Below are 19,951 nucleotides of genomic sequence, written 5' to 3'. Positions count from 1 at the left end.
GCGATCCTACGAAACCGCGTCGTGCGGCAGGGGAAGATCCCGGGCAGAGGGCTGCCAGCGCCGGTGGACCCACACCGCGAGGGCCACCACCATCGTGCCCAGCAGCCAGCCGCCCAGCACGTCCGACGGCCAGTGGACGCCGAGCCAGATACGCGTCAGACCGACCCCGACCACGGAGACGACGGCCACCGCCACGGCGGTACGCCACACGGCCCGGCCGACGCCGTGCCGGTGCAGCAGCCACAGCAGCAGGCCGCAGACCACAGTGGCGGTCATGGCGTGGCCCGACGGGAACGCCGAGTAGTGGGCGGAGTCGACGGGGTCGGGCCAGACCGGGCGGGGACGGTCCACCGCAGCCTTGATGCCCTGCTGCAGCAGGGTGCCCAGCGCGACGGCCAGCGCCAGCCACACCGCCGTCCAGCGGGCCGCCCAGCGCACCACCAGCCACACGACGACGGCCGCGCACAGCAGACGCATCGTCCAGGGATCCCACACCCAGTCCGTGAGGATGCGGCACGTCTGGGTGAGGACCGGTTCGTCGACCGCCCAGCGGTGGGTGGTGTCGGAGATGTCCCCGTCCACGCCGATCAACGGGCTCCATCTGGCCGCGACGAGGACCAGCAGCAGCGTCGAGCACAGGGCCAGAGCGCCGGCGAGACCGGCGGTGGTGCGGTGTTCCGGACGGGGCGGGGAGTCGACGGACGAGGTGTGCATACAGCGATCCTCGCTGAACCGGGGGGTCCGGATCCAGTACGGGGACGATCTTCTGCCGGCGAGGCGACGTGCTTCGGTCATGCCGTGTCCTCCGCGGGGTATCCGGGGCCCTTCGCTACCCCAGTGCCCGCAATCCCGGCACGAACGCCAGCAACACCGGCACCACGGGTACCAGCGCGGCCGCCGCCGTCAGCCGCAGGCGCCGCGCCGCGGTCAGCCGGTCCGGGGGAGTGAGCAACCGGTTCACCCGGGCCGGGACATGGGCCTGCGGTGTCGGGCAGGGCCCGAACACGCCGCGGTGCTCGTTCAGTTCGACCAGCGCCAGAGCTGTGGTCAGCCGGCCGAAGCGGCGCGACGCCGTGTCGTCGGCGGCGAGTTCGACCAGGCGGTGCATCTCGTCGCGGAACGCTGCGAACACCGGCACCTGCGGAAAGCCGCCGGCCAGCGCCGAGGAGCAGTTCAGCAGCCAGTCGTGCCGGGCTCGGGCGTGGCCCTGCTCGTGGGCGAGCACGGCGTCCAGCTGCCGGCCCTTCAGCCGGTGCAACGCGGCCGTGGTGACGACCAGTTGCGGGGGAGTGCCGGGCTGCCACCAGGCGTCGGGCTGCTCGCTCTCCAGGACGACCAGCCGACCCGAGACGGCCACCTCGCCCGGCAGCAGCGGAGCACGGACCAGCAGATCGGCCCGTCGACGGCGACGCCGAGCGCGGGCCCGGCCGATCTCGCGCAGCAGCATCGCCGCGCTCCACAGCCCGCCGCCGGCCAGCGCGAGCGCCGTGGTCGCCGCCCAGGGGCCCGCCGTGCCGAGGGCGTAGGCCTCGACGACCGCACGCGGGGCCGTGGCGAAGAGGTGCCCCCCGACCGCGTGCCAGGCCGCGGCCGCACTGAGCGTCATCGACAGGGCGCAGCACACGAGGACGGCCGCCACCGCGCACTGCCACACCCACAGCGCCACCACCGGCTCACGGTCCGGCCAGTCCGCCCGGGCGAGCAGCCGGGGGGCAACCACGGCGGTCAGGGCGCCGAGCAGCAACAGCGCGGCGGTGAGCATCATGAGGGCAGCCTATGAGCGCCGCGCCGCTCAGGGGTACGAGTTCTGACGCCAAAGTGACGCAGACAACGGATCCGTTGGGGCGCCGGGGCCTCACGGAGGTGGACGCCGGGACGGTGGATCTTCCGGGAGCGCCGGGCCGGCGGGTCCTGATTGCCGGGCGGGCGGGTCTTGAGCGCTGCGCGGGCGGATCTTAGAGGGTGCCGGGGCGGCGGATCTTTCAGGGTGCTGGGCCGCCGAATTTTCCGGGGTGCCGGGGCGGCCCCGCTCACAGCGTCAGCAGCATCGCCACCATCGCGATCGCCATGGACAGCCGGCAGGCCCGCGCGAGCTCCGGCCGGCCGCCCCACCCGGCGGGGCCGGCACCCCCCGCCGCGGCGGCGACCGGCACCAGACGGACCCCGGTCAGGAGCACGTACCCGGCGAAGTAGAGCAGGAGCGCCCCGGTCAGCAGCGGAACACCCGATCCGCCCTGACCGTGCGCGTGCGCGGGAGAGCCGGCCATGACGACGGACATGTAGACCATCGCGGCGGCCCCCACCAGGTGATGGAGATGGTGCGCGCCGGCCCGCGCCGCCCACAGCGCGTGGACGCCCGCCGCCCCGAACACCGCCGCGAAGAAGGGCCACGCCCACGCGGGTGGCGTGTACACCGCCGCCGGAACGGCCATCGCGGCCATCCCGAAACCCATCAGCGCCTCGCCGCCCGCGGCGCTGCGCTGCCCTTCGGCGCCGCCGCGCATCCGCGCCAGGCAGTAGGCGCCGGTCACCGCGCAGAGCGCCACCAGCAGCCAGCCGGACGAAGCCGGTCCGTGCACGCGCACCTCCCCGTTCGACGGTCGGTCATTCGATGCCCGGGCCATGCGGCGCGCACGCAAGCGCAAGGGTGTACACGGGGAGCATTCGACGGAGCACGCGAGGTGAGACGATATGCTTTACGAGTAAAACACGTGTTAACCTCGTGGTCATGAGCAGTGCGCCCCCCACCCCGTCCGCCCCACCCGCCCGGCGTCTCCCCCTGGTGGGCGTGCTGCGCCTCGGCAGGCCCTCGGAGATCTGGTTCAAGCCCGCTCTGAGCGTCGTCGCGGCGATCGCCCCGCCCGCCCTCACCCTGCTCGCGCTCGGCCGGCTCGACCTGGTGATGTACGCGATGGCCGGCTCCCTGTGCGCGCTGTACGCCCACAACCGCCCGTACGCCGCCCGGGCCGGAGTCCTGGCGTGGGTGGTGCTCGGCATGCTCGGCGGGCTGGCCGTGGCCCTGGTCGCGGCCTCGCTCACCGGCAGTGCCGTCGTCCTGGTCACTGTCGGTGCGCTGCTGGCCGCCGCGCAGAAGGTGCTGTGCGACGCCACCCGGGTCGGTCCGCCGGGCAACGTCGTCCTCACCTTCGTCAGCTCCGCCTCCCTGTTCGCGCCGCAGACCCTCGGTCAGGTGCCCGGACATCTGGCCCTGGCCGCCGGAACGGGGGCCTGGGCCTGGCTGGTCTGCATGGCGCCCGCGCTCCTGAGGCCGCACGGACCGGAGCGCCGCGCCACCGCCGCCGCCCTGAAGGCCGCCGCCGGGTACGCCGGCACCGGCGGCACGGGTGAGGGCCACGCCCGGGCCCGCGCCGCGGGCTATGCCGCCGTGCAGGCCGCCTGGCAGTCGCTGCTCTCCACCAACGCCCCCTCCAGGACCCGGCGAGCTCTCGAACGGCTCGTCGTCCGTGCCGAGGTCGCCCTCGCGGCGCCGGCGGAGACGGACGCGGGGCGGCTGCGCGCGTGGGCGGGTTCGCTGCGCGGCACCGGGTCCGTCCCGGAGGCCGGACTGCCGGACGCGGGCGCCGACGAACTGCTCGGCGCGGCCGCGGCCCGGCCGCTCTGGGCGCGGCTGGGGCCGCTGACCCCGCTCGCGGTGCGTACCGCACTCGGCTGCGCACTCGCCGGCTACGCCTCCCTCGCCCTCGGGATCGGCCGCCCCTACTGGGCACTGGTCACCGCCGCCTCGCTCTACCAGGCCAACATCGCACTGACCTGGAGCCGGGCCGTCCAGCGGGTCGTGGGCAACGTCGTCGGCGTTCTCGTCTTCCTGGCCGTCGTCCCGCTCGCGCACCTGGGTCCGGTGGCGCTCGTGCTGTGCTGCCTGGCCTTCAGCTTCGGCGCGGAGGTGCTGATCAGCCGGAACTACTGGCTCGGCAGTGTCTGTGTGACGCCGATGGCCCTGCTCATCACGGAGTTCGCCGGATACCAGGAGCCCAGGACACTGATGACGGAGCGGGTCGTGGACACCCTCGTCGGTGCGCTGGTGGGGTTCGTCGCCGCCGTGGCCGTCACCAACCGGCGCGCGGGCGACCGTGTCGAACACGCGCTGACCGCCGCCGACCGGGCCCGCGAGCACGCCGCCCGCCTCCTGACCGAGCCGGACCCCGGCACCACGGCCCTGGAATCGGCCCGCCGCGGGCTCGCCGTCGCCCTGGCCGACCTGCGTGCCACCGCCGACGCCGCCGCCGGTGAATGGTGGCAGCGGGCCCTGCCCCAGGAGCGGGTCGTGCTCACCGAGCAGTCCGGACACCGTACGCTCGCCGCGACGGCCCGACGCCAGGGCCTGCTCCCGGACCGGGACCCGGCCACAGAAACGGAGGACGTACGGCCATGACGCCGACCGAAGGACCATCGCCCGAGCGGAGCGACACGGGGCACGGCCCGCGGCCGGCGGCGGAGGAGCGGGCGGCCGACGGGGCCGGGGCAACGGGAGCGGCGGCTGAGGGGAGCGCCCCGGGTGGTGGCACCACCGCCGAAGCCGACAGCCCTGGCGGTGGCCGTGGGGACGACGCCGTCCGCGGCGGCCCCTCCGCCGATACCGACGACCCGGGCGGTGGCCGTCGGGGCGATACCGTCGCTGCGGTGGTGCGGCAGTGGCAGGCCGTGCACCCCGGGCTCGACACCGGGCCGATGGAGATCATCGGGCGGATCAACCGCTGTGCCGCCCTGCTGCAGCAGGCCGAGGACGCTCCCCTGCGCCGGGCGGGGCTCAGCCGGCCCGAGTTCGACCTGCTGGGCGCCCTGCGTCGTACGGGGCACGAGCTGACGCCCGGGGAACTGGCCAGGGAGACCTTCTCCTCGGGGGCCGCCGTCACCAAACGCCTGAAGCAGCTGACCGGGCGCGGGCTGGTCGAACGGCGCGGGGACACCCGTGACCGGCGGGTCGTCCACCTCCGCCTCACCGACGCCGGACGCGATCTCGTCGACGGCATCCTGCCCGTCCAGCTCGCCTACGAGACCGCCGTGCTGTCCGGCCTCGGTGTCCCCGAGCAGGGCGAACTGGCATCCCTGCTCGGGGAGTTGCTCAGCCAGCTGGAAGGGCGGCTCGGAGTGCTGCGGGCCTGACGCGACCCACGGCAGGGACGCGTCGGCGTACCGGTCACAGCACCTCGTGCACGGTGCGGCGGTGCGTGGAGCGGCGGTCGTCGAGGGCCTCCCAGCGGTCGCCGTAGACGTTCCGGGTGATGGCCGGCTCACGGAGGAAGTCGTGCGGGAAACCGAGCGGCACCGCGCTCACCTCGTCGAGCCGGGCGAGGGCGTCCGCGTCGAGACGGACGTCGACACTGCCCAGATTGTCGGCGAGCTGGCTCTCCCTGGTCGCCGCGATGATCGGCACCACGTTCCCCGGCCGGGCCAGCAGCCAGGCCAGCGCCACCTGCGCCGGACTCCAGCCACCCTGCTCGGCGACCTCCAGCACGGCACTGACCACCGCCTCCTCGCGCGGGTCGGCGTCCTGGCCGGTGGTGTCAAGACGCCCCGCCTCGCCTTTGCGGTACTTGCCGGTGAGCTTCCCGGCCGCGAGCGGGGCCCACGCCAGCACGGCCAGGTCGAACGCTCGGGCCTGCGGTAGCAGTTCGCGCTCCGGCGTCCGTTCCAGCAGGCTGTAGCGCAGCTGCGAACCGGCGAACGCGGTCCAGCCCCGCAGCTCCGCCAGGGTGTTGGCCCGGGCGATCTCCCAGGCCGGCCAGTCCGAGACGCCGACGTACAGCACCTTGCCCGTGCGGACCAGGTCGTCCAGGGCCCGCATGACCTCCTCGACCGGTGTGAAGTTGTCCCGGGCGTGCACCCACAGCACGTCCAGCCGGTCGGTCCGCAGCCGCCGCAGGCTCGCCTCCACCGACTGGACCAGGTTCTTGCGGTGATTGCCCGCGGCGTTGACGTCACCGTCACGGATACCGCAGGTGTACTTGCTGGCCAGCACGAACCTGTCGCGCCGGCCTTCGAGCAGCTCGCCGAGGATCCGTTCCGAGCTGCCGTCGGTGTAGTTGTTGGCGGTGTCGATGAAGTTGCCGCCCGCCTCCGCGTAGGCGTCGACGATCCGGGCGCTGGCCTCCTCGCCGGCGCCCCAGCCCCAGTCGTCGCCGATGGTCATCGCGCCGAGGCTCAGCTCGCTCACGCGCAGACCGGTCTTGCCGAACAGTGTGTAACGCACGGTTGTCCCCTCCGGGCAGGTCGTACGCAGGACGCTAGGAGCTGGAGCGCACTTCAGCGCAAGTCAAGACCGGCCCCTGGCTGTCGCACACCCCCGTCTCAGCCCTCGTAGTCCGCCCGGTACACGCCGAACATCGCTCCCTGCGGGTCCCGCAGCACCGCGATGCGCGGGCCGTCGGGCACGGAGGTCGGCACCATCAGGACCGTGCCGTGCCGCTGCACGACGGCGGTCGTGTCGTCCACGTCGGCCACCGCGAAGTACGGCAGCCAGTGCGCCGGCACCTCGGGCGGGAACTTCTCGTCCATCGTCACCATGCCGCCGAAGTCCGCGCCGCCGACGCCCCACTGGGTGTAGCGATCCGACGGGGCGACCGTCCAGCCGAACACCCGCGGGTAGAAGGACACGGCCCCCTCCGGATCCCGCGTCATCAGCTCCACCCAGCCCAGCGAACCGGGCGCGTTGAACAGGCCCGCGCCCGGGAAGGTCCCCGCCTGCCACAGCTGGAACACGGCACCGCCGGGATCGGCGGCCACCGCGAAACGGCCCACGTCGAACACGTCCGTCGGGCCGAACAGCACCGACCCGCCCGCCTCCGTCACCGTACGGAGGGTGGCGTCCGCGTCGGTCACCGCGAACGACACGTTCCAGGCGACCGGCTGCGAGGGCTGGTACAGCGGGGCGAGCGCCGCCACGGCCGCGTCCCCGAGGTGCGCGACGGTGTAGCCGCCGGCCTCCTGACGCGCGTCCGTCTCGGGCCGCCAGCCGAACAGCCGCGTGTAGAACCGCCGGGCCGCGTCCAGATCGCTGGTCCCCAGCTCGGTCCAGCAGGGACCGCCGGTCACCGGTGCGTCGAGCTTCATGGCGTTCCTTCCGCGAGCGGCGGGGACGGGCCCCCGGGCCCCCTCCAGCACGCTAAGCCGCCTCCCGGGCTCCCTGCCATCCGGGGAAACCCAGTGGTGTGCCGCAGCGGCCCCGGCGTACCCCCACCCCGTACCGCACCGCGTGGCGGCCGCCGACTCCTTCACCCGGCGAAGTCAGATGCCGGGCCGGTAGCGCATCGGGTGGTCCGCCGGAACCTCCACCAGCACGATCGGCGTCCCGTCCGGATCCGCGATCCACATCTCGACCAGCCCCCAGGGTTCCTTCACCGGCGGCCGCACGATGTCCACGCCCTTCGCCCGCAGCTCCCGCTGTGCCGCGGTCACGTCGTCGACCTGCAGCCACAGCCGTACGGCGGGCGCCGGGGGCGTCTCGGACCGGCCCGAGACCTCCAGGAAGCCGCCGCCCATGAAGAAGACCGTGCCGCGCTCCGCACCCGTGCCGAACTCGCGGTACACGGCGAGGCCCAACTGCTCGCCGTAGAAGGCCCGGGAGCGCTCGGGGTCGGTGGGGCGGAGCAGGATCCGACTGCTGAGTACATGCACCATGCAGCGGAGCTTAGTGGTGGCGTTACGCTCATCCCTGCCCGAGTCGCGCCAGGAAGACGGAGACGTACGCCATGGAGACCGCCGCCACCGCACTGACCTTCCGCGACGCCACCGACGCCGACGTGGACGAGCTGGTCGCGCTGATCGAGTCGGCGTACCGGGGCGACGACAGCCGTGCCGGGTGGACCACCGAGGCGGACATCCTCGAAGGGCAGCGAACCGACCCGGAAGGGGTGCTGGCGGTCATCAAATCGCCCGACAGCCGGCTCGTGACGGTGGAGCGGGACGGCAGGATCGTCGCCTGCTGCCAGCTGGAGCACCAGGGCGAGAACGCCTACTTCGGGATGTTCGCCGTCAGCCCTCTGCTCCAGGGCGCGGGCCTCGGCAAAGTGATCATCGCGGAGGCGGAGCGCCTGGCCCGCGAGGACTGGGGCGTGAAGGAGATGCAGATGACGGTGATCTCCGTGCGCGACGACCTCATCGCCTGGTACGAGCGGCGCGGCTACCGCCGTACGGGACGGATGACCCCGTTCCCGTACGGCGACGAGCGCTTCGGTATTCCGCAGCGCGACGACCTGACGTTCGAGCTGCTGGTCAAGGAGCTCGCCTAGCGGCCGGTGCCGCGGCGGGCGACGGGGCACTGGGCGGTGGCCGACCTGTGGCCGGACACGCTGCCGCCGGTCGCCACCCCGTACGCGGTGCCGTTCGACGGGATCACCCCGCGCAACGAACTCGCCTGGTGCGCGACTAGGCCGTGAAACGGCCCGTGCGCTTGATGTCCGGGTGGTCGGTGGTCGCGCCGTCCAGGCCGAACGCCCGGACCAGCCGCAGCTGGTCCTGGGTGTTCACCACCCAGCCGATGATCCTCAGGTCGGCCTTGCGGGCCCGCTCCACGATCTCCAGGGTCAGCCGGCGGATGTTCAGGCAGACGGTCTCGGCGCCGGCCTCGACGGCGCGGTCCACGATGTCCGTGCCGTAGCGGCTGGCGATCAGCGCGGTGCGCACACCCGGCACCAGCGGCTTGATCTCGGCGATCGCCTCGTCGTGGAACGAGGACACCTCCACCCGGTCGGCCAGCCCGCGCCGGTTCATCACCTCGGCCAGCGCCCGCGCCGCCTGTTTGTCCTTGATCTCCGCCTGGAGCGGCGTGTGGACGGCGTCCAGCACCTCCTCGAAGACCGGCACCCGCTCGCCCCGGCCCGCGTCCAGGGCCCGCAGCTCGGCGAGGGTCTTCTCGGCGATCGGGCCGGTGCCGTCGGTCGTGCGGTCCACATCCGTGTCGTGCATGACGACGAGCGCGCCGTCCTTGCTCAGATGCAGATCGAGTTCGATGGCGTCGAGCCCCGCCTCCTGGGCGGCGACGAAGGACCGGAGGGTGTTCTCGGGTTCCACACCCATGACTCCGCGGTGACCGATGGTGAGGAAGTTCAAGACGCGACTCTCTTCCGTCGACAGGCGGCACTGGGGGCCTGACGGCCCCCCTGACCGTATCGTCTGGACCCGCCCTGTGCAGAGAGTGAGGGCATGGTCGCCGCGCATTCGGGCAGAAGCGTGACCGACAGGAAAAAGTGCGGTGAAGCACAGGGTCGGGCAGGATAATTTCCCGGGTTCACCCTTGCTGGGAGGAACCTCGTGTGTATACGGTCTGCATACGTGAGATTCTCCCGTGGAAGGTGGGACATGACGGAAATTCTTGTGCAGGTGGGTTCGGAGGAAGGTCTTCCTCCCGTGGCCAGGGTGGTGGACCACCCGGCATGGCCCGTGCTCAAGGATGCCGTGGAGCGGATCCGGCCATGGCAGTCCAAGGACGGGTCGATCGACTTCGACGCCGAGGGCGCGCCCGACCCGGCCGACGCCGAGCTCGCGGTCCGCCAGGTCGCCGACGCCGTCCTGGAGCTCTCCCCGCTGCTCCCGCACGACGGCGCCTACCACGAGGCCCTGGTCAAGGACCTGACCCGGTGGGCCGACGGCGGCTTCAAGGTGCCCGACTTCCTCGACTCGCTGCTGGCCTTCCAGCCCGCCGCGAACCGCGCGGACGGTCTCCAGCACCTCGTCGTCTTCCCGATGTACACGCAGAACGGCAACCCGGACCGCAACCTCGAGGCGGTCGTGCTGCGCATGGTCTGGCCGGACTGGCTGGCCGAACTGGAGCGCACCCGCTACGACAACCCGCTGTTCTGCGGCATCACGTTCGAGGACTTCACGGCCGGCTACGACACCAACTCCGCCGTCCTGTTCCCCGAGACCATCGCCGTGCGCGAGGCCCCGGAGCGGTTCACCTGGGGCGGCATCTTCTGCGACCGCGAGGCCGCCCGCTTCCGCCGCGTGACCGACGCCGCCGTCGACATCCTGGGCCTGGAGCTGCCCGAGGACGTCGCCGCGATGGTCCACGACCAAAAGCGCTGCGAAGAGGCGTTCGTCCTGTGGGACATGGTCCACGACCGCACCCACAGCCACGGCGACCTGCCCTTCGACCCCTTCATGATCAAGCAGCGCCAGCCGTTCTGGATGTACGGCCTGGAAGAGCTGCGCTGTGACCTCACCGCCTTCAAGGAGGCCGTGAAGCTCTCCGCCGACGGCGTCCCGCAGGCCCGTGACGTGCAGGTCGCGGTCCTCTTCGACCGCATGTTCCGCTTCCCGGTCACCGGCGAGCGCGTGCGCAACTACGACGGTCTCGGAGGCCAGCTCCTCTTCGCCTACCTGCACAAGCACGACGTCGTCCGCTGGACCGACAACAAGCTCACCATCGACTGGGAGCGCGCCCCGCAGGTCACCAACCAGCTGTGCGCCGAGATCGAGGACCTGTACCGCGACGGTATCGACCGCCCGAAGCTCGTCCACTGGTTCGCCGGCTACGAGCTGGTCTCGACGTACCTCTCGCCGCACCCGGGCTCCAAGTGGGCCAAGGGCCCCGACGCCCTCGACACGACGCAGCCGCCGCGCAGACTCGTCGATGACGTGCTTCCGGACGAGTTTCCGCTGAGCATGTTCTATGAGGCACTGTCCAAGAAGCTGAAGAACGTGATCGCCTCCACCAAGGGCATCACGGCGGACGGCGCCGAGCGGATCGCCGCGTGAGCGATCGGCGTACCGGGAACACTGCTCAGGAGGCGAGGATCATGGGGAACGGGGCGCTCAGCGGTGCGGTGATCGCGGTGGCCGGAGCGGGCGGACCCGCCGGCCGGGCCGCGCTGCTCAGGCTGGCCGAGGCGGGAGCCACCGTCATCGGCTCGGACAACGATCCGGAGCGGCTGGCGGAGGCGGTGGACGCGGCGAGCTTCGCGTCCGGCGGCGCCACCGTCACCGGCGACACGGTCGATCTGCTGGACCTCGGGGCCACCCGCGACTGGGCCACCCGCATCGAGAAGGACTTCGGCCGCGTCGACGGCCTGGTCCACCTCGTCGGCGGCTGGCGCGGCAGCGAGACCTTCACCAGGACCAGCCTCGACGACTGGGACTTCCTGGAGATGCTCCTGGTCCGCACGGTGCAGCACACCTCCCTCGCCTTCCACGAGGGGCTCCAGCGCAGCGACCGCGGCCGGTACGTGCTGATCAGCGCCGCCGGGGCCAGCAAGCCCACCGCGGGCAACGCCGCCTACGCGGCCGGCAAGGCGGCGGCCGAGGCGTGGACGCTGGCCATGGCGGACTACTTCCGCAAGGCCGGGGGAGCCGAGGGGCCGACGTCCGCCGCTGCGATCCTGGTGGTCAAGGCGCTGGTCCACGATGCGATGCGCGCCGACCGACCCAACGCCAAGTTCGCGGGCTTCACCGACGTCAGGGACCTGGCCGAGGCCATCACCGAGGTCTGGGAGAAGCCCGCCGCCGAAGTGAACGGAAACCGTCTGTGGCTCACCGACAAGCCGTGAACCCGCCGAAGACCGACGCCCGCCGTCACCACGACCCCGAGGTCCGCGGTTTCGCCAGCGACAACTACGCCGGGGCCCACCCGGAGGTGCTCGCCGCCCTGGCCCTGGCCAACGGCGGGCACCAGGTCGCGTACGGCGAGGACACCTACACCGAGAACCTCCAGCAGGTGGTCCGCAGCCACTTCGGGCCGACGGCCGAGGCGTTCCCGGTCTTCAACGGCACCGGCGCGAACGTCGTCACCCTCCAGGCGGTCACCGACCGCTGGGGCGCGGTGATCTGCGCGGAGAGCGCGCACATCAACGTCGACGAGTGCGGGGCCCCGGAGCGGGTCGGTGGCCTGAAGCTGCTGACCGTTCCGGCGCCCGACGGCAAGCTCACGCCCGAGCTGATCGACCGGCAGGCGTACGGCTGGGACGACGAGCACCGCGCGATGCCGCAGGTCGTGTCCCTCGCCCAGGCCACCGAGCTCGGCACGGTCTACACGCCGGACGAGATACGGGCCATCTGTGAGCACGCCCACGCGCACGGCATGAAGGTGCACCTGGACGGCTCCCGGCTGGCCAACGCCGCCGCCACCCTGAACGTCCCGATGCGGACGCTCACCAACGCGGCCGGCGTCGACATCCTCTCCCTGGGCGGCACGAAGAACGGCGCCCTGTTCGGTGAGGCCGTCGTGGTGCTCAACCAGGACGCCGTCAGCCACATGAAACACCTGCGCAAGCTGTCCATGCAGCTCGCCTCCAAGATGCGCTTCGTCTCGGTGCAGCTGGAGGCCCTGCTCGCCCGGGACCTGTGGCTGCGCAACGCCGGACACGCCAACGAGATGGCCCAGCGCCTCGCCGAGGGCGTGCGGGCCGTGCACGGGGTGGAGATCCTCTACCCCGTGCAGGCCAACGCGGTCTTCGCCCGGCTGCCCCACGACGTGAGCGAGCGCCTCCAGAGGCGGTTCCGCTTCTACTTCTGGGACGAGGCCGCGGGCGACGTCCGCTGGATGTGCGCCTTCGACACGACCGAGGAGGACGTGGACACGTTCGTGGCGGCACTGAAGGAGGAGATGGCCCGCTGACCCGCGGGCTCACCGGTTGACGACGATCTCCGTCCTGTTGTTGCGCAGGTTCGGGTCGAACTTCCTGATGCTCAGCTCGGGATCGTCGTTGAGGGTGGCGACGGTGGTGCGCGCCCCGCGCACCACACGGTCGATCCGCAGCGGGATCTCGAACGTGTACGACGCCTTGTCGTGCAGGTGGATCGGCGTCCGGCAGTAGTAGGTGGTCGGGGACGTGCCGTCCTCCGCCGGCCAGCACCTGTCCTCCGGCAGGGGGCCGACGGTGGTGCCCTCCGGAGCCTGGAACCGCACCGTGGCCACGGCGGCGCCCACGCCCAGCGACGCCACCCAGGCCGGCCCGCGGTTGTGCACGGTGATCTGCGCGGTCACCGTGTCGCCGGCGGCCCCGCGCACCCGGCTGCCGGTGAGCTCCAGGTCGGCGGTGTTGCGGGCGTCGAGGATGACGGTTCCGTAGTTGTCCTGCGGGTCGATGTCGGGCTCCGGCGCGGATGCCCTGGCGCCACCGGCCGCGGGGCGCAGGTCCAGTTCCGCGCCCGTGCCCCGGGTCCACGTCCACTCGCCGCGAGCCTCGGCCAGGGCCTCGTCCGAATAGGGCTGCACGGAGTGGTCGAACCGCTCGTACAACGCCTTCCGGCCGACGCCGAGTTCGGTGTCCAGCTCGAACCGCTGTCCCGGTGCCACCGCCTCGTCCAGCACGCACAGGGCTCCCGTTCCGGTGTCGTGCTCCCGGTACTCGCAGTTCGCGTGCCGTTCCGTGAAGCGCAGCCCGTAGGAGGCGTTGATCCACAGCAGGGTGCGCTCCGCGGTGCGGTTCCCGGTGTTCGACAGCGTCGCCCGTACGTTCGTCACGGTGCCCGGCCTGAGGTCCCGCTGGTGAGGTGCCTCGCTGAGCCCGAGGTCCGGTCCGTTGCCCACGCCGACCCGGGTCTCACCGGCGTGGGACGTCAGGTCGCCCGCGGTGGCCGAATACCGCACCTGGCCCGAGGAGCCGACGTCCGCCCCCGGCAGCGCGCGCAGCTTGAACGTGGCCGCCGGCACGCTGTCCGTCCCGGCCGGCATCTCCGGGAAGGCGCAGACCGCCCGGGTCTCCGAGGCGGGCTCGCAGTTCGCGGGCCACGACACCCGCGCGAAGCCGGCGATCTCGCTCACGTCGACGGTCAGCTGCCCGGCGGGCACCCGGCCGTCGGCGACATCGCGACTGACCGCCACGTCCAGGCTGCGTTCCGGCGCGCTGCCGCCCGCGTCCGCGCCGGGCAGCACCGTCTCGTACGGCGCGCTGATCCACAACTCGTTGTCCAGGGCGTGGGCGGGCCCGGTCCCGGCAGCGGCCGCCGCCAGTGCGCCACAGGCGACCGCCGCTCCGAGCAGGCGCTGTAGATGTCTCATGTCTTCTCCTCGTCACTGGTCCGCGGAGCCGAGACCCGCGCCCCGGCGGAAGGGTTGTGATGGCGCGGCTGGTTGCGGCGGTGTTCAGCCATTCTCCAACCGATGCATAGATATGCGGGGCAACGGAAAGCGATTGACTCAGGAGTGGGTCTCTCCCTAAGGTCTGCGCACATGCATATGATCCAGCAGACACCCGACCTGTCCGCGTACTTGGCCGCTGACGAGGTGATCGACCACCACCATCCGCTAGTGCGCGAGACGGCGGAGCAGCTCACTGATGGGGTGGTCGACTCGTATGAGTATGCGCGGGTGGCCTTCGAGTTCGTGCGCGACACCATTCCGCACTCGCAGGACTCCGGCGATCTCCGTGTCACCTGGCGCGCCTCGGACGTCCTGGAGCAGCGCACCGGCATCTGCTACGCCAGGGCCCATGCGCTGGCCGCGCTGCTGCGGGCCGAGGACATCCCCACCGCGCTCTGCTACCAGAAGTTCGACGAGGTGCACGGGTTGGTCGCCGTGCGGTTCAACGGTGCGTGGCACCGGCAGGACCCCCGGGGCAACAAGCCTGGCGTCGACGCGCAGTTCTCCCTCGACGGTGAGCGGCTCGCCTTCGCGCCCGATGATGCGTCCAATGAAATGGACTACCCGGTGCTGTATGCTGCACCGCATCCGGTCGTGCTGAACGCTCTCACGGCGGCTCGCGACCGGCCGCACCTGTGGCAGACACTCCCCACCGCACTCTGAGGCAAGGCGACCATGACGCTCACGCTGTCCGTGTCCGACGATGTACGCGCTCTCGCGCCCGGCTTCACGCACGTCGCGATCGAGGCGCACGGTCTGGTCAACGGGCCCAGCAGTCAAGCCAGTTCGGAGCTCCTCGACGACGCGGCGCGGCGGCTCGCCGTACGACTGGACGGCCGCGCACCGCACCAGGACCCGCACATGGCCGCCTGGCGCGAGACCTACACGGCGTTCGGCTCGAAGCCGTCCAGGACCCGCAACTCCGCGGAGGCGCTGGCCAGGCGGGCCCTGTCGGAGTCCGGGCTGCCCCGCGTCAACCTGCTCGTCGACCTCTACAACACCGTCTCCGTCGCCCATCTGATCCCCGTCGGCGGGGAGGATTTCGACCGCATCGAAGGCGGCATGCGCCTGATCCGCGCCACGGGGGAGGAGGACTTCGTGACCGTCGCCGGCGGCGAGGAGACCGTCGAGCACCCCGACGCGGGCGAAGTGGTGTGGCGCGACGGCGCGGGCGTGACCTGCCGTCGCTGGAACTGGCGCCAGGGCCCGCGCACCCGGCTCACCGAGGGGACGACATCGGGCATCTTCCTGCTGGAGAGCCTGGCGCCGATGCCGGTCGCCGAGGTGGCGGCGGCCGCCGCGGAACTCGCGGAGCTGCTGGCGCGGTTCAGCCCGGGAGCGGACATCGCCGTACGCGCTCCCGAGTCCTGCGCCTGAGAAGCGGGTGGGCGGGGCTCAGTGCGCCTCGGCCGCCCGCACCTGCTCCGGCGTCGGGGCCGTGCCGCCGAGGTGGGCGGGCATCCACCAGGTGTCGTCCGGACCCTTGGGGCGGACGGGGTAGGCGCGCTGAGCGGCCTCGAGGAGTTCCTGGACACGCTCGCGCAGCTGGCGCGTGATGGCACCCGCGTACTTGTCGCGGGAGGCCTCGATCGCCTCGCCCACCCGGATGGTGATGGGGATGTGGCTGCGCTTGAAGTTGCGCGGGTGGCCCTTGGTCCACAGCCGCTGCGTGCCCCACACCGCCATCGGGATCAGCGGGACGCCGGCCTCCTGCGCCAGTCGCGCGGCGCCCGACTTGAAGCTCTTCAGCGTGAACGACTGCGAGATCGTCGCCTCCGGGAAGACCCCGACGATCTCGCCCGACCGCAGCGAGTCGAGGGCGTGCGCGTAGGCCGCCTCGCCCTGCTTGCGGTCCACCGGGATGTGCTTCATCCCGCGCATCAGAGGGCCGGAGATCTTGTGCCGGAAGACCGACTCCTTCGCCATGAAACGCACGAGACGTTTCTGCGGCAGCGCCGCCAGGCCGTCGAAGACGAAGTCCAGGTAGCTGATGTGATTGCTCACCAGCACGGCGCCGCCCGAGCGCGGGATGTTCTCCGAACCCTGGAGGTCGATCTTGAGGTCCCACACCTTGAACAGCGTGCGGGCGAAACCGACGACGGGACGGTAGACGAGCTCTGCCATGGGCGGGTCGGACCCTTCCTGCTCTGCCTGGGAAGGGATTCCCAGTGGAAGTTACGCAGCCGTAGGTTTACGGCTTGTCGCAGATCGTGCCCGAAGAACGGCCGGGTAGCCAGTCCTCGTGCCCGTCGGCGGCGAGATTCTCGTCACGTCACTCGCAGCTTCCCACCTCGTGCTTTTGCGTCCCCATTACTCCGCGCGGACCGCCACCCGCCGCACGAGCAGGTACAACTCGCAGCCCAGGCAGTACCCGAACGCAGCATTGAGGAAGGCGGCGGCGAGCGCCGCGCCGGTCGCCGCGAGTCCCAGCCAGTCGGGTCCCAGGGTGTAGCCGACGAGCCCGAGTCCGGCGAAAAGCAGTCCCACCGCCTGGGCGAAACGCGGTGGTTCGGGCGCCTCGAACTCCGTCGGCGGCCCGAGTCGCGGCCGGACCGCCTTGGCGAACAGCAGGCCGTAGGGGGAGCGTCGGACCCCGCCCGCCGCGCCCAGCAGGAACGCCAGCGTCTGCCAGGCCAGCAGCCAGGCGCTTCCCGTGACCAGCACGACCGCCAGGACGGCGGTCGTGACGGCCGCGCCGAAACGCGGCCCTCTCGCATCGATGTCCATGGAACCAAGCATTCCGCAGAGAGGCCGCATCAAGGGCGCGGGAATCTTTGCGGTCTCGTGAACGCTTGGAGGATGTGATGACCGGACTGGTGGTGTGCGTGGCGGTGCTCGCGGCGGCGAGCGCCTTCGGAGTGCTGCAACGGCGGCGGAACGGGAGAGTGCGGGTGCGCGGGCGCGACGACGGCAAGCGGCTCGACGCGGCGGAACTCGGCGCGGAACTCGGCGAGCGGGCCACGCTCGTGCAGTTCTCCAGCGCCTTCTGCGCGCCCTGCCGGGCGACCCGCAGGGTCCTCGGCGAGGTGGCCGGCGTCGTGCCGGGCGTGACCCACGTCGAGATCGACGCCGAGGCCCACCTCGACCTCGTACGGAGGCTGGACATCCTCAAGACCCCGACCGTGCTCGTGCTGGACGCCGACGGCCGGGTGATGCGGCGCGCCACGGGGCAGCCGCGCAAGGCCGACGTGATCGCGGCCCTGGGGGAGGCGGTGTGACGGAGGTGAGGCCGTCAGTGAGTCATCTCCCACATCACGGAGCGAACTTGACTGCGCGTGCCATTTATCGTCAGCCTGACCCCATGCCTGCGGACCTTCTCGCCACGCCCGACCTCCTGCGCTCGGTCTTCCGGCGGCACGCGGCGGGAGTCGCCGTCATCACCGCTCGTGGCGAGGCGGGCCCGGTGGGCTTCACCGCCACCTCCCTGACGTCCGTGTCCGCCGAGCCGCCCCTGCTGTCCTTCGGTGTCGGCACGGGTGCCTCCAGCTGGCCCGCCATCGCGACGGCGGACCACGTCGGTGTCCACATCCTCGGTGAACACCAGCAGGAGCTGGCCGCCACCTTTTCCCGCAGCGGCGCCGACCGCTTCGGCCCGCCCACCGACTGGCGGGAGGGGCCCGAGGGGGTCCCCCTCCTCGACGGCGTGCTCGCCTGGCTGGTGGGCCGGGTCGTGGCGCGCGTACCCGCCGGGGACCACCGGCTCGTGATCGCCGAGGTCGTGGACGGCGACCCCTCGGGCACCGGCCGTCCGCTCCTCTACCACCAGGGGCGTTTCCGGCGTCTCGGCGACTGAACCGGGTGGCTCCCCGGGCTGCGTGACCGTCGAGTTCCGGTTACGCTGCGTTGCGAAGGTCACAGTTCAAAGCGCTTGCTTAGCGGGAACGAACTGGGTGTACTGACGAGTAATATTTCGCTCGGGGCGTGGGTTCGCCCCGACCGGGATCGGACGCTAGAGGCGCCTATGCTGCCTGCAAGTAGGCAGCATGGAAATGACGATGCAGTAGGAGAGCCGGCGTGAGCTTGAGGATCGTTGTCACTGTGAAGTACGTGCCCGACGCCACTGGCGACCGGCACTTCGCCGATGACCTGACCGTCGACCGGGACGACGTGGACGGTCTGCTCTCCGAGCTCGACGAGTACGCGGTCGAGCAGGCGCTGCAGATCTCCGAGAACTCCGACGACGACGTGGAGATCACCGTTTTGACGGTGGGCCCCGAGGACGCCAAGGACGCCCTGCGCAAGGCGCTGTCCATGGGCGCGGACAAGGCGATCCACGTCGAGGACGACGACATCCACGGCACCGACGCCATCGGCACCTCCCTGGTCCTGGCCAAGGCGATCGAGAAGGCCGGCTACGACCTGGTCGTCTCCGGCATGGCCTCCACCGACGGCACCATGGGCGTCGTGCCCGCGCTGCTCGCCGAGCGTCTGGGCGTCCCGCAGGTCACCCTGCTCTCCGAGGTCTCCGTCGAGGACGGCACCGTCAAGGGCCGCCGCGACGGCGACGCCGCCTCCGAGAACCTGGAGGCCTCCCTCCCGGCGGTCGTGTCCGTGACCGACCAGTCGGGCGAGGCCCGTTACCCGTCCTTCAAGGGCATCATGGCGGCCAAGAAGAAGCCGGTGGAGTCCTGGGACCTGTCCGACCTCGACATCGACGCCGAGGAGGTCGGCCTGGAGGGCGCCTACACCACGGTCGACGGCGCGGCCGAGCGCCCCGCCCGCACCGCGGGCACGATCGTCAAGGACGAGGGCGAGGGCGGCAAGCAGCTCGCTGAGTTCCTCGCGGGCCAGAAGTTCATCTGAGCCCCTTCGCTGACCGCCCCTCATCTTTCGCAAGCAGGAGAGAAGAAGTCCCATGGCTGAAGTTCTCGTCTACGTCGACCACGTGGACGGCGCCGTCCGCAAGCCCACCCTGGAGCTGCTGACCCTGGCCCGCCGCATCGGCGAGCCGGTCGCCGTCGCGCTGGGCAATGGCGCCGGTGACACCGCCGCCACCCTCGCCGAGCACGGCGCCGTCAAGGTCCTCACCCACGAGGCCGCCGAGTACGCCGACTACCTGGTCGTACCGAAGGTCGACGCCCTCCAGGCCGCCCACGAGGCCGTGTCCCCGGCCGCCGTGCTGGTCCCCTCCTCCGCCGAGGGCAAGGAGATCGCCGCCCGTCTGGCGCTGCGTCTGGGCTCCGGCATCATCACCGACGCCGTCGACCTGGAGGCCGGCGACGAGGGCCCGGTGGCCACGCAGTCCGTGTTCGCCGCGTCCTTCACCACCAAGTCCCGTGTCTCCAAGGGCACCCCGGTCATCACGGTCAAGCCCAACAGCGCGGCCGTCGAGGCCGCCCCGGCCGCCGGCGCGGTCGAGGCCCTGAGTGTCTCCTTCTCCGCGCAGGCCACCGGCACCAAGGTCACCGGCCGCACCCCGCGTGAGTCGACGGGCCGCCCGGAGCTGACCGAGGCCGCGATCGTGGTCTCCGGTGGCCGTGGCGTCAACGGCGCCGAGAACTTCGCGATCATCGAGGCGCTCGCCGACTCCCTCGGTGCCGCTGTCGGCGCCTCGCGTGCCGCGGTCGACGCCGGCTGGTACCCGCACACCAACCAGGTCGGCCAGACCGGCAAGTCGGTCTCGCCCCAGCTGTACATCGCCAACGGCATCTCCGGCGCGATCCAGCACCGCGCCGGCATGCAGACCTCGAAGACGATCGTGGCGGTCAACAAGGACGCCGAGGCCCCGATCTTCGACCTCGTCGACTACGGCGTCGTCGGCGACCTCTTCGACGTCGTCCCGGCGCTGACCGAGGAGATCAAGACCCGCAAGGGCTGATCGACCCCGGCTGTGGAGGGCCCCCGTGACCGCGCGAACGGCGGTTTCTAGGGATCGTCGCAACACATGATCGGTTGTGTCAGACGGCGAGCAGT

Annotated in this window: 22 protein-coding genes; 12 read left to right on the top strand and 10 right to left on the bottom strand. The window is 71.7% G+C overall.

Annotation, left to right across the window (positions count from 1 at the left end; genetic code table 11):
• Positions 1-6: 6 nt before the first annotated feature.
• The 3 genes from FDO69_RS40410 to FDO69_RS40400 all read right to left on the bottom strand — a co-directional run bounded on the left by FDO69_RS40410 (position 7) and on the right by FDO69_RS40400 (position 2,579).
• On the bottom strand, positions 7-714 hold the full coding sequence (locus FDO69_RS40410) for a phosphatase PAP2 family protein (protein WP_104789134.1): 708 nt from the start codon (positions 712-714) through the stop codon (positions 7-9).
• Positions 715-829: 115 nt separating this feature from the next.
• Positions 830-1,765 (bottom strand): M56 family metallopeptidase, encoded by a 936-nt coding sequence (locus FDO69_RS40405; RefSeq protein ID WP_104789131.1) that lies wholly within the window; start codon positions 1,763-1,765, stop codon positions 830-832.
• A gap of 265 nt (positions 1,766-2,030) precedes the next feature.
• Complete coding sequence (locus FDO69_RS40400; protein ID WP_104789129.1) at positions 2,031-2,579, bottom strand: DUF5134 domain-containing protein; 549 nt, start codon at positions 2,577-2,579, stop codon at positions 2,031-2,033.
• 149 nt (positions 2,580-2,728) lie between these two features.
• On the opposite strand from FDO69_RS40400, the gene FDO69_RS40395 reads away from it, so the two are divergent.
• Together FDO69_RS40395 and FDO69_RS40390 are read left to right on the top strand one after the other, a co-directional pair.
• The gene (locus FDO69_RS40395) at positions 2,729-4,393 is read left to right on the top strand and encodes an FUSC family protein (protein ID WP_167526782.1); all 1,665 of its coding nucleotides are present in this window, start codon (positions 2,729-2,731) and stop codon (positions 4,391-4,393) included.
• A 248-nt stretch (positions 4,394-4,641) separates the two neighbouring features.
• Positions 4,642-5,124, top strand: a complete 483-nt coding sequence (locus tag FDO69_RS40390) for a MarR family winged helix-turn-helix transcriptional regulator (RefSeq protein WP_104789125.1) — start codon at positions 4,642-4,644, stop codon at positions 5,122-5,124.
• 34 nt (positions 5,125-5,158) lie between these two features.
• Here FDO69_RS40390 and FDO69_RS40385 read toward each other — a convergent pair whose 3' ends face one another.
• From FDO69_RS40385 to FDO69_RS40375, 3 genes are all read right to left on the bottom strand, one after another.
• Complete coding sequence (locus FDO69_RS40385) at positions 5,159-6,211, bottom strand: aldo/keto reductase (RefSeq protein WP_104789123.1); 1,053 nt, start codon at positions 6,209-6,211, stop codon at positions 5,159-5,161.
• Between the two features lie 98 nt (positions 6,212-6,309).
• Positions 6,310-7,071, bottom strand: a complete 762-nt coding sequence (locus FDO69_RS40380) for a VOC family protein (RefSeq protein ID WP_104789121.1) — start codon at positions 7,069-7,071, stop codon at positions 6,310-6,312.
• A 174-nt stretch (positions 7,072-7,245) separates the two neighbouring features.
• The gene (locus FDO69_RS40375; protein ID WP_104789119.1) at positions 7,246-7,638 is read right to left on the bottom strand and encodes a VOC family protein; all 393 of its coding nucleotides are present in this window, start codon (positions 7,636-7,638) and stop codon (positions 7,246-7,248) included.
• A 71-nt stretch (positions 7,639-7,709) separates the two neighbouring features.
• Between FDO69_RS40375 and FDO69_RS40370 the strand changes: the two genes are divergently transcribed.
• The gene (locus tag FDO69_RS40370; protein ID WP_104789116.1) at positions 7,710-8,249 is read left to right on the top strand and encodes a GNAT family N-acetyltransferase; all 540 of its coding nucleotides are present in this window, start codon (positions 7,710-7,712) and stop codon (positions 8,247-8,249) included.
• 136 nt (positions 8,250-8,385) lie between these two features.
• Here FDO69_RS40370 and FDO69_RS40365 read toward each other — a convergent pair whose 3' ends face one another.
• Positions 8,386-9,069 (bottom strand): glycerophosphodiester phosphodiesterase, encoded by a 684-nt coding sequence (locus FDO69_RS40365; RefSeq protein WP_104789114.1) that lies wholly within the window; start codon positions 9,067-9,069, stop codon positions 8,386-8,388.
• Between the two features lie 249 nt (positions 9,070-9,318).
• Between FDO69_RS40365 and FDO69_RS40360 the strand changes: the two genes are divergently transcribed.
• Genes FDO69_RS40360 through FDO69_RS40350 form a run of 3 tightly spaced genes read left to right on the top strand, consistent with a single transcriptional unit; the run spans position 9,319 to position 12,571 of the window.
• On the top strand, positions 9,319-10,716 hold the full coding sequence (locus FDO69_RS40360) for a DUF6421 family protein (protein ID WP_104789111.1): 1,398 nt from the start codon (positions 9,319-9,321) through the stop codon (positions 10,714-10,716).
• A 41-nt stretch (positions 10,717-10,757) separates the two neighbouring features.
• Positions 10,758-11,504, top strand: coding sequence for an SDR family oxidoreductase (locus FDO69_RS40355; protein WP_104789109.1), 747 nt, complete (start codon positions 10,758-10,760; stop codon positions 11,502-11,504).
• Entirely contained in the window at positions 11,501-12,571 is a 1,071-nt protein-coding gene (locus tag FDO69_RS40350; RefSeq protein ID WP_104789107.1) for a threonine aldolase family protein, read from the top strand. The genes FDO69_RS40355 and FDO69_RS40350 overlap by 4 nt, the downstream gene beginning before the upstream one ends.
• Positions 12,572-12,580: 9 nt before the next feature.
• Here the strand turns inward: FDO69_RS40350 and FDO69_RS40345 are convergent, their stop codons facing one another.
• Positions 12,581-13,957, bottom strand: coding sequence for a COG1361 family protein (locus tag FDO69_RS40345; RefSeq protein WP_104789105.1), 1,377 nt, complete (start codon positions 13,955-13,957; stop codon positions 12,581-12,583).
• Positions 13,958-14,128: 171 nt separating this feature from the next.
• Between FDO69_RS40345 and FDO69_RS40340 the strand changes: the two genes are divergently transcribed.
• Positions 14,129-14,701: a transglutaminase domain-containing protein gene (locus FDO69_RS40340; RefSeq protein WP_104789103.1), complete on the top strand. Its 573-nt coding sequence runs from the start codon at positions 14,129-14,131 to the stop codon at positions 14,699-14,701.
• 12 nt (positions 14,702-14,713) lie between these two features.
• Entirely contained in the window at positions 14,714-15,415 is a 702-nt protein-coding gene (locus FDO69_RS40335) for a B3/B4 domain-containing protein (protein ID WP_104789101.1), read from the top strand.
• An 18-nt stretch (positions 15,416-15,433) separates the two neighbouring features.
• Here FDO69_RS40335 and FDO69_RS40330 read toward each other — a convergent pair whose 3' ends face one another.
• Positions 15,434-16,162, bottom strand: a complete 729-nt coding sequence (locus FDO69_RS40330; RefSeq protein ID WP_104789099.1) for a lysophospholipid acyltransferase family protein — start codon at positions 16,160-16,162, stop codon at positions 15,434-15,436.
• Positions 16,163-16,348: 186 nt separating this feature from the next.
• On the bottom strand, positions 16,349-16,765 hold the full coding sequence (locus FDO69_RS40325) for a DUF4395 domain-containing protein (RefSeq protein ID WP_104789097.1): 417 nt from the start codon (positions 16,763-16,765) through the stop codon (positions 16,349-16,351).
• 77 nt (positions 16,766-16,842) lie between these two features.
• Here FDO69_RS40325 and FDO69_RS40320 point away from each other — a divergent pair, with 77 nt between their 5' ends.
• The 4 genes from FDO69_RS40320 (at position 16,843) to FDO69_RS40305 (ending at position 19,856) form a co-directional block, all read left to right on the top strand.
• Positions 16,843-17,256 (top strand): thioredoxin family protein, encoded by a 414-nt coding sequence (locus tag FDO69_RS40320; protein WP_104789095.1) that lies wholly within the window; start codon positions 16,843-16,845, stop codon positions 17,254-17,256.
• Between the two features lie 83 nt (positions 17,257-17,339).
• Complete coding sequence (locus FDO69_RS40315; RefSeq protein ID WP_104789093.1) at positions 17,340-17,831, top strand: flavin reductase family protein; 492 nt, start codon at positions 17,340-17,342, stop codon at positions 17,829-17,831.
• A 221-nt stretch (positions 17,832-18,052) separates the two neighbouring features.
• Positions 18,053-18,841, top strand: a complete 789-nt coding sequence (locus FDO69_RS40310) for an electron transfer flavoprotein subunit beta/FixA family protein (protein WP_104789091.1) — start codon at positions 18,053-18,055, stop codon at positions 18,839-18,841.
• A gap of 52 nt (positions 18,842-18,893) precedes the next feature.
• Positions 18,894-19,856 (top strand): electron transfer flavoprotein subunit alpha/FixB family protein, encoded by a 963-nt coding sequence (locus tag FDO69_RS40305; protein ID WP_104789089.1) that lies wholly within the window; start codon positions 18,894-18,896, stop codon positions 19,854-19,856.
• Positions 19,857-19,951 lie beyond the last annotated feature (95 nt).

Source organism: Streptomyces tibetensis (genome assembly GCF_007655005.1).
GTDB lineage: Bacteria > Actinomycetota > Actinomycetes > Streptomycetales > Streptomycetaceae > Streptomyces > Streptomyces tibetensis.
This window is presented reverse-complemented; position numbering and strand designations above follow the sequence as displayed.

What these genes read in the sequence shown, in the direction of transcription:
- FDO69_RS40410 (WP_104789134.1), bottom strand. Translation starts at nt 714, where the DNA reads ATGCACACCTCGTCCGTCGACTCCCCGCCCCGTCCGGAACACCGCACC.
- FDO69_RS40305 (WP_104789089.1), top strand. Translation starts at nt 18,894, where the DNA reads ATGGCTGAAGTTCTCGTCTACGTCGACCACGTGGACGGCGCCGTCCGC.
- FDO69_RS40355 (WP_104789109.1), top strand. Translation starts at nt 10,758, where the DNA reads ATGGGGAACGGGGCGCTCAGCGGTGCGGTGATCGCGGTGGCCGGAGCG.
- FDO69_RS40330 (WP_104789099.1), bottom strand. Translation starts at nt 16,162, where the DNA reads ATGGCAGAGCTCGTCTACCGTCCCGTCGTCGGTTTCGCCCGCACGCTG.
- FDO69_RS40335 (WP_104789101.1), top strand. Translation starts at nt 14,714, where the DNA reads ATGACGCTCACGCTGTCCGTGTCCGACGATGTACGCGCTCTCGCGCCC.
- FDO69_RS40375 (WP_104789119.1), bottom strand. Translation starts at nt 7,638, where the DNA reads ATGGTGCATGTACTCAGCAGTCGGATCCTGCTCCGCCCCACCGACCCC.
- FDO69_RS40325 (WP_104789097.1), bottom strand. Translation starts at nt 16,765, where the DNA reads ATGGACATCGATGCGAGAGGGCCGCGTTTCGGCGCGGCCGTCACGACC.
- FDO69_RS40395 (WP_167526782.1), top strand. Translation starts at nt 2,729, where the DNA reads ATGAGCAGTGCGCCCCCCACCCCGTCCGCCCCACCCGCCCGGCGTCTC.
- FDO69_RS40340 (WP_104789103.1), top strand. Translation starts at nt 14,129, where the DNA reads ATGCATATGATCCAGCAGACACCCGACCTGTCCGCGTACTTGGCCGCT.
- FDO69_RS40405 (WP_104789131.1), bottom strand. Translation starts at nt 1,765, where the DNA reads ATGATGCTCACCGCCGCGCTGTTGCTGCTCGGCGCCCTGACCGCCGTG.
- FDO69_RS40370 (WP_104789116.1), top strand. Translation starts at nt 7,710, where the DNA reads ATGGAGACCGCCGCCACCGCACTGACCTTCCGCGACGCCACCGACGCC.
- FDO69_RS40320 (WP_104789095.1), top strand. Translation starts at nt 16,843, where the DNA reads ATGACCGGACTGGTGGTGTGCGTGGCGGTGCTCGCGGCGGCGAGCGCC.
- FDO69_RS40315 (WP_104789093.1), top strand. Translation starts at nt 17,340, where the DNA reads ATGCCTGCGGACCTTCTCGCCACGCCCGACCTCCTGCGCTCGGTCTTC.
- FDO69_RS40380 (WP_104789121.1), bottom strand. Translation starts at nt 7,071, where the DNA reads ATGAAGCTCGACGCACCGGTGACCGGCGGTCCCTGCTGGACCGAGCTG.
- FDO69_RS40345 (WP_104789105.1), bottom strand. Translation starts at nt 13,957, where the DNA reads ATGAGACATCTACAGCGCCTGCTCGGAGCGGCGGTCGCCTGTGGCGCA.
- FDO69_RS40360 (WP_104789111.1), top strand. Translation starts at nt 9,319, where the DNA reads ATGACGGAAATTCTTGTGCAGGTGGGTTCGGAGGAAGGTCTTCCTCCC.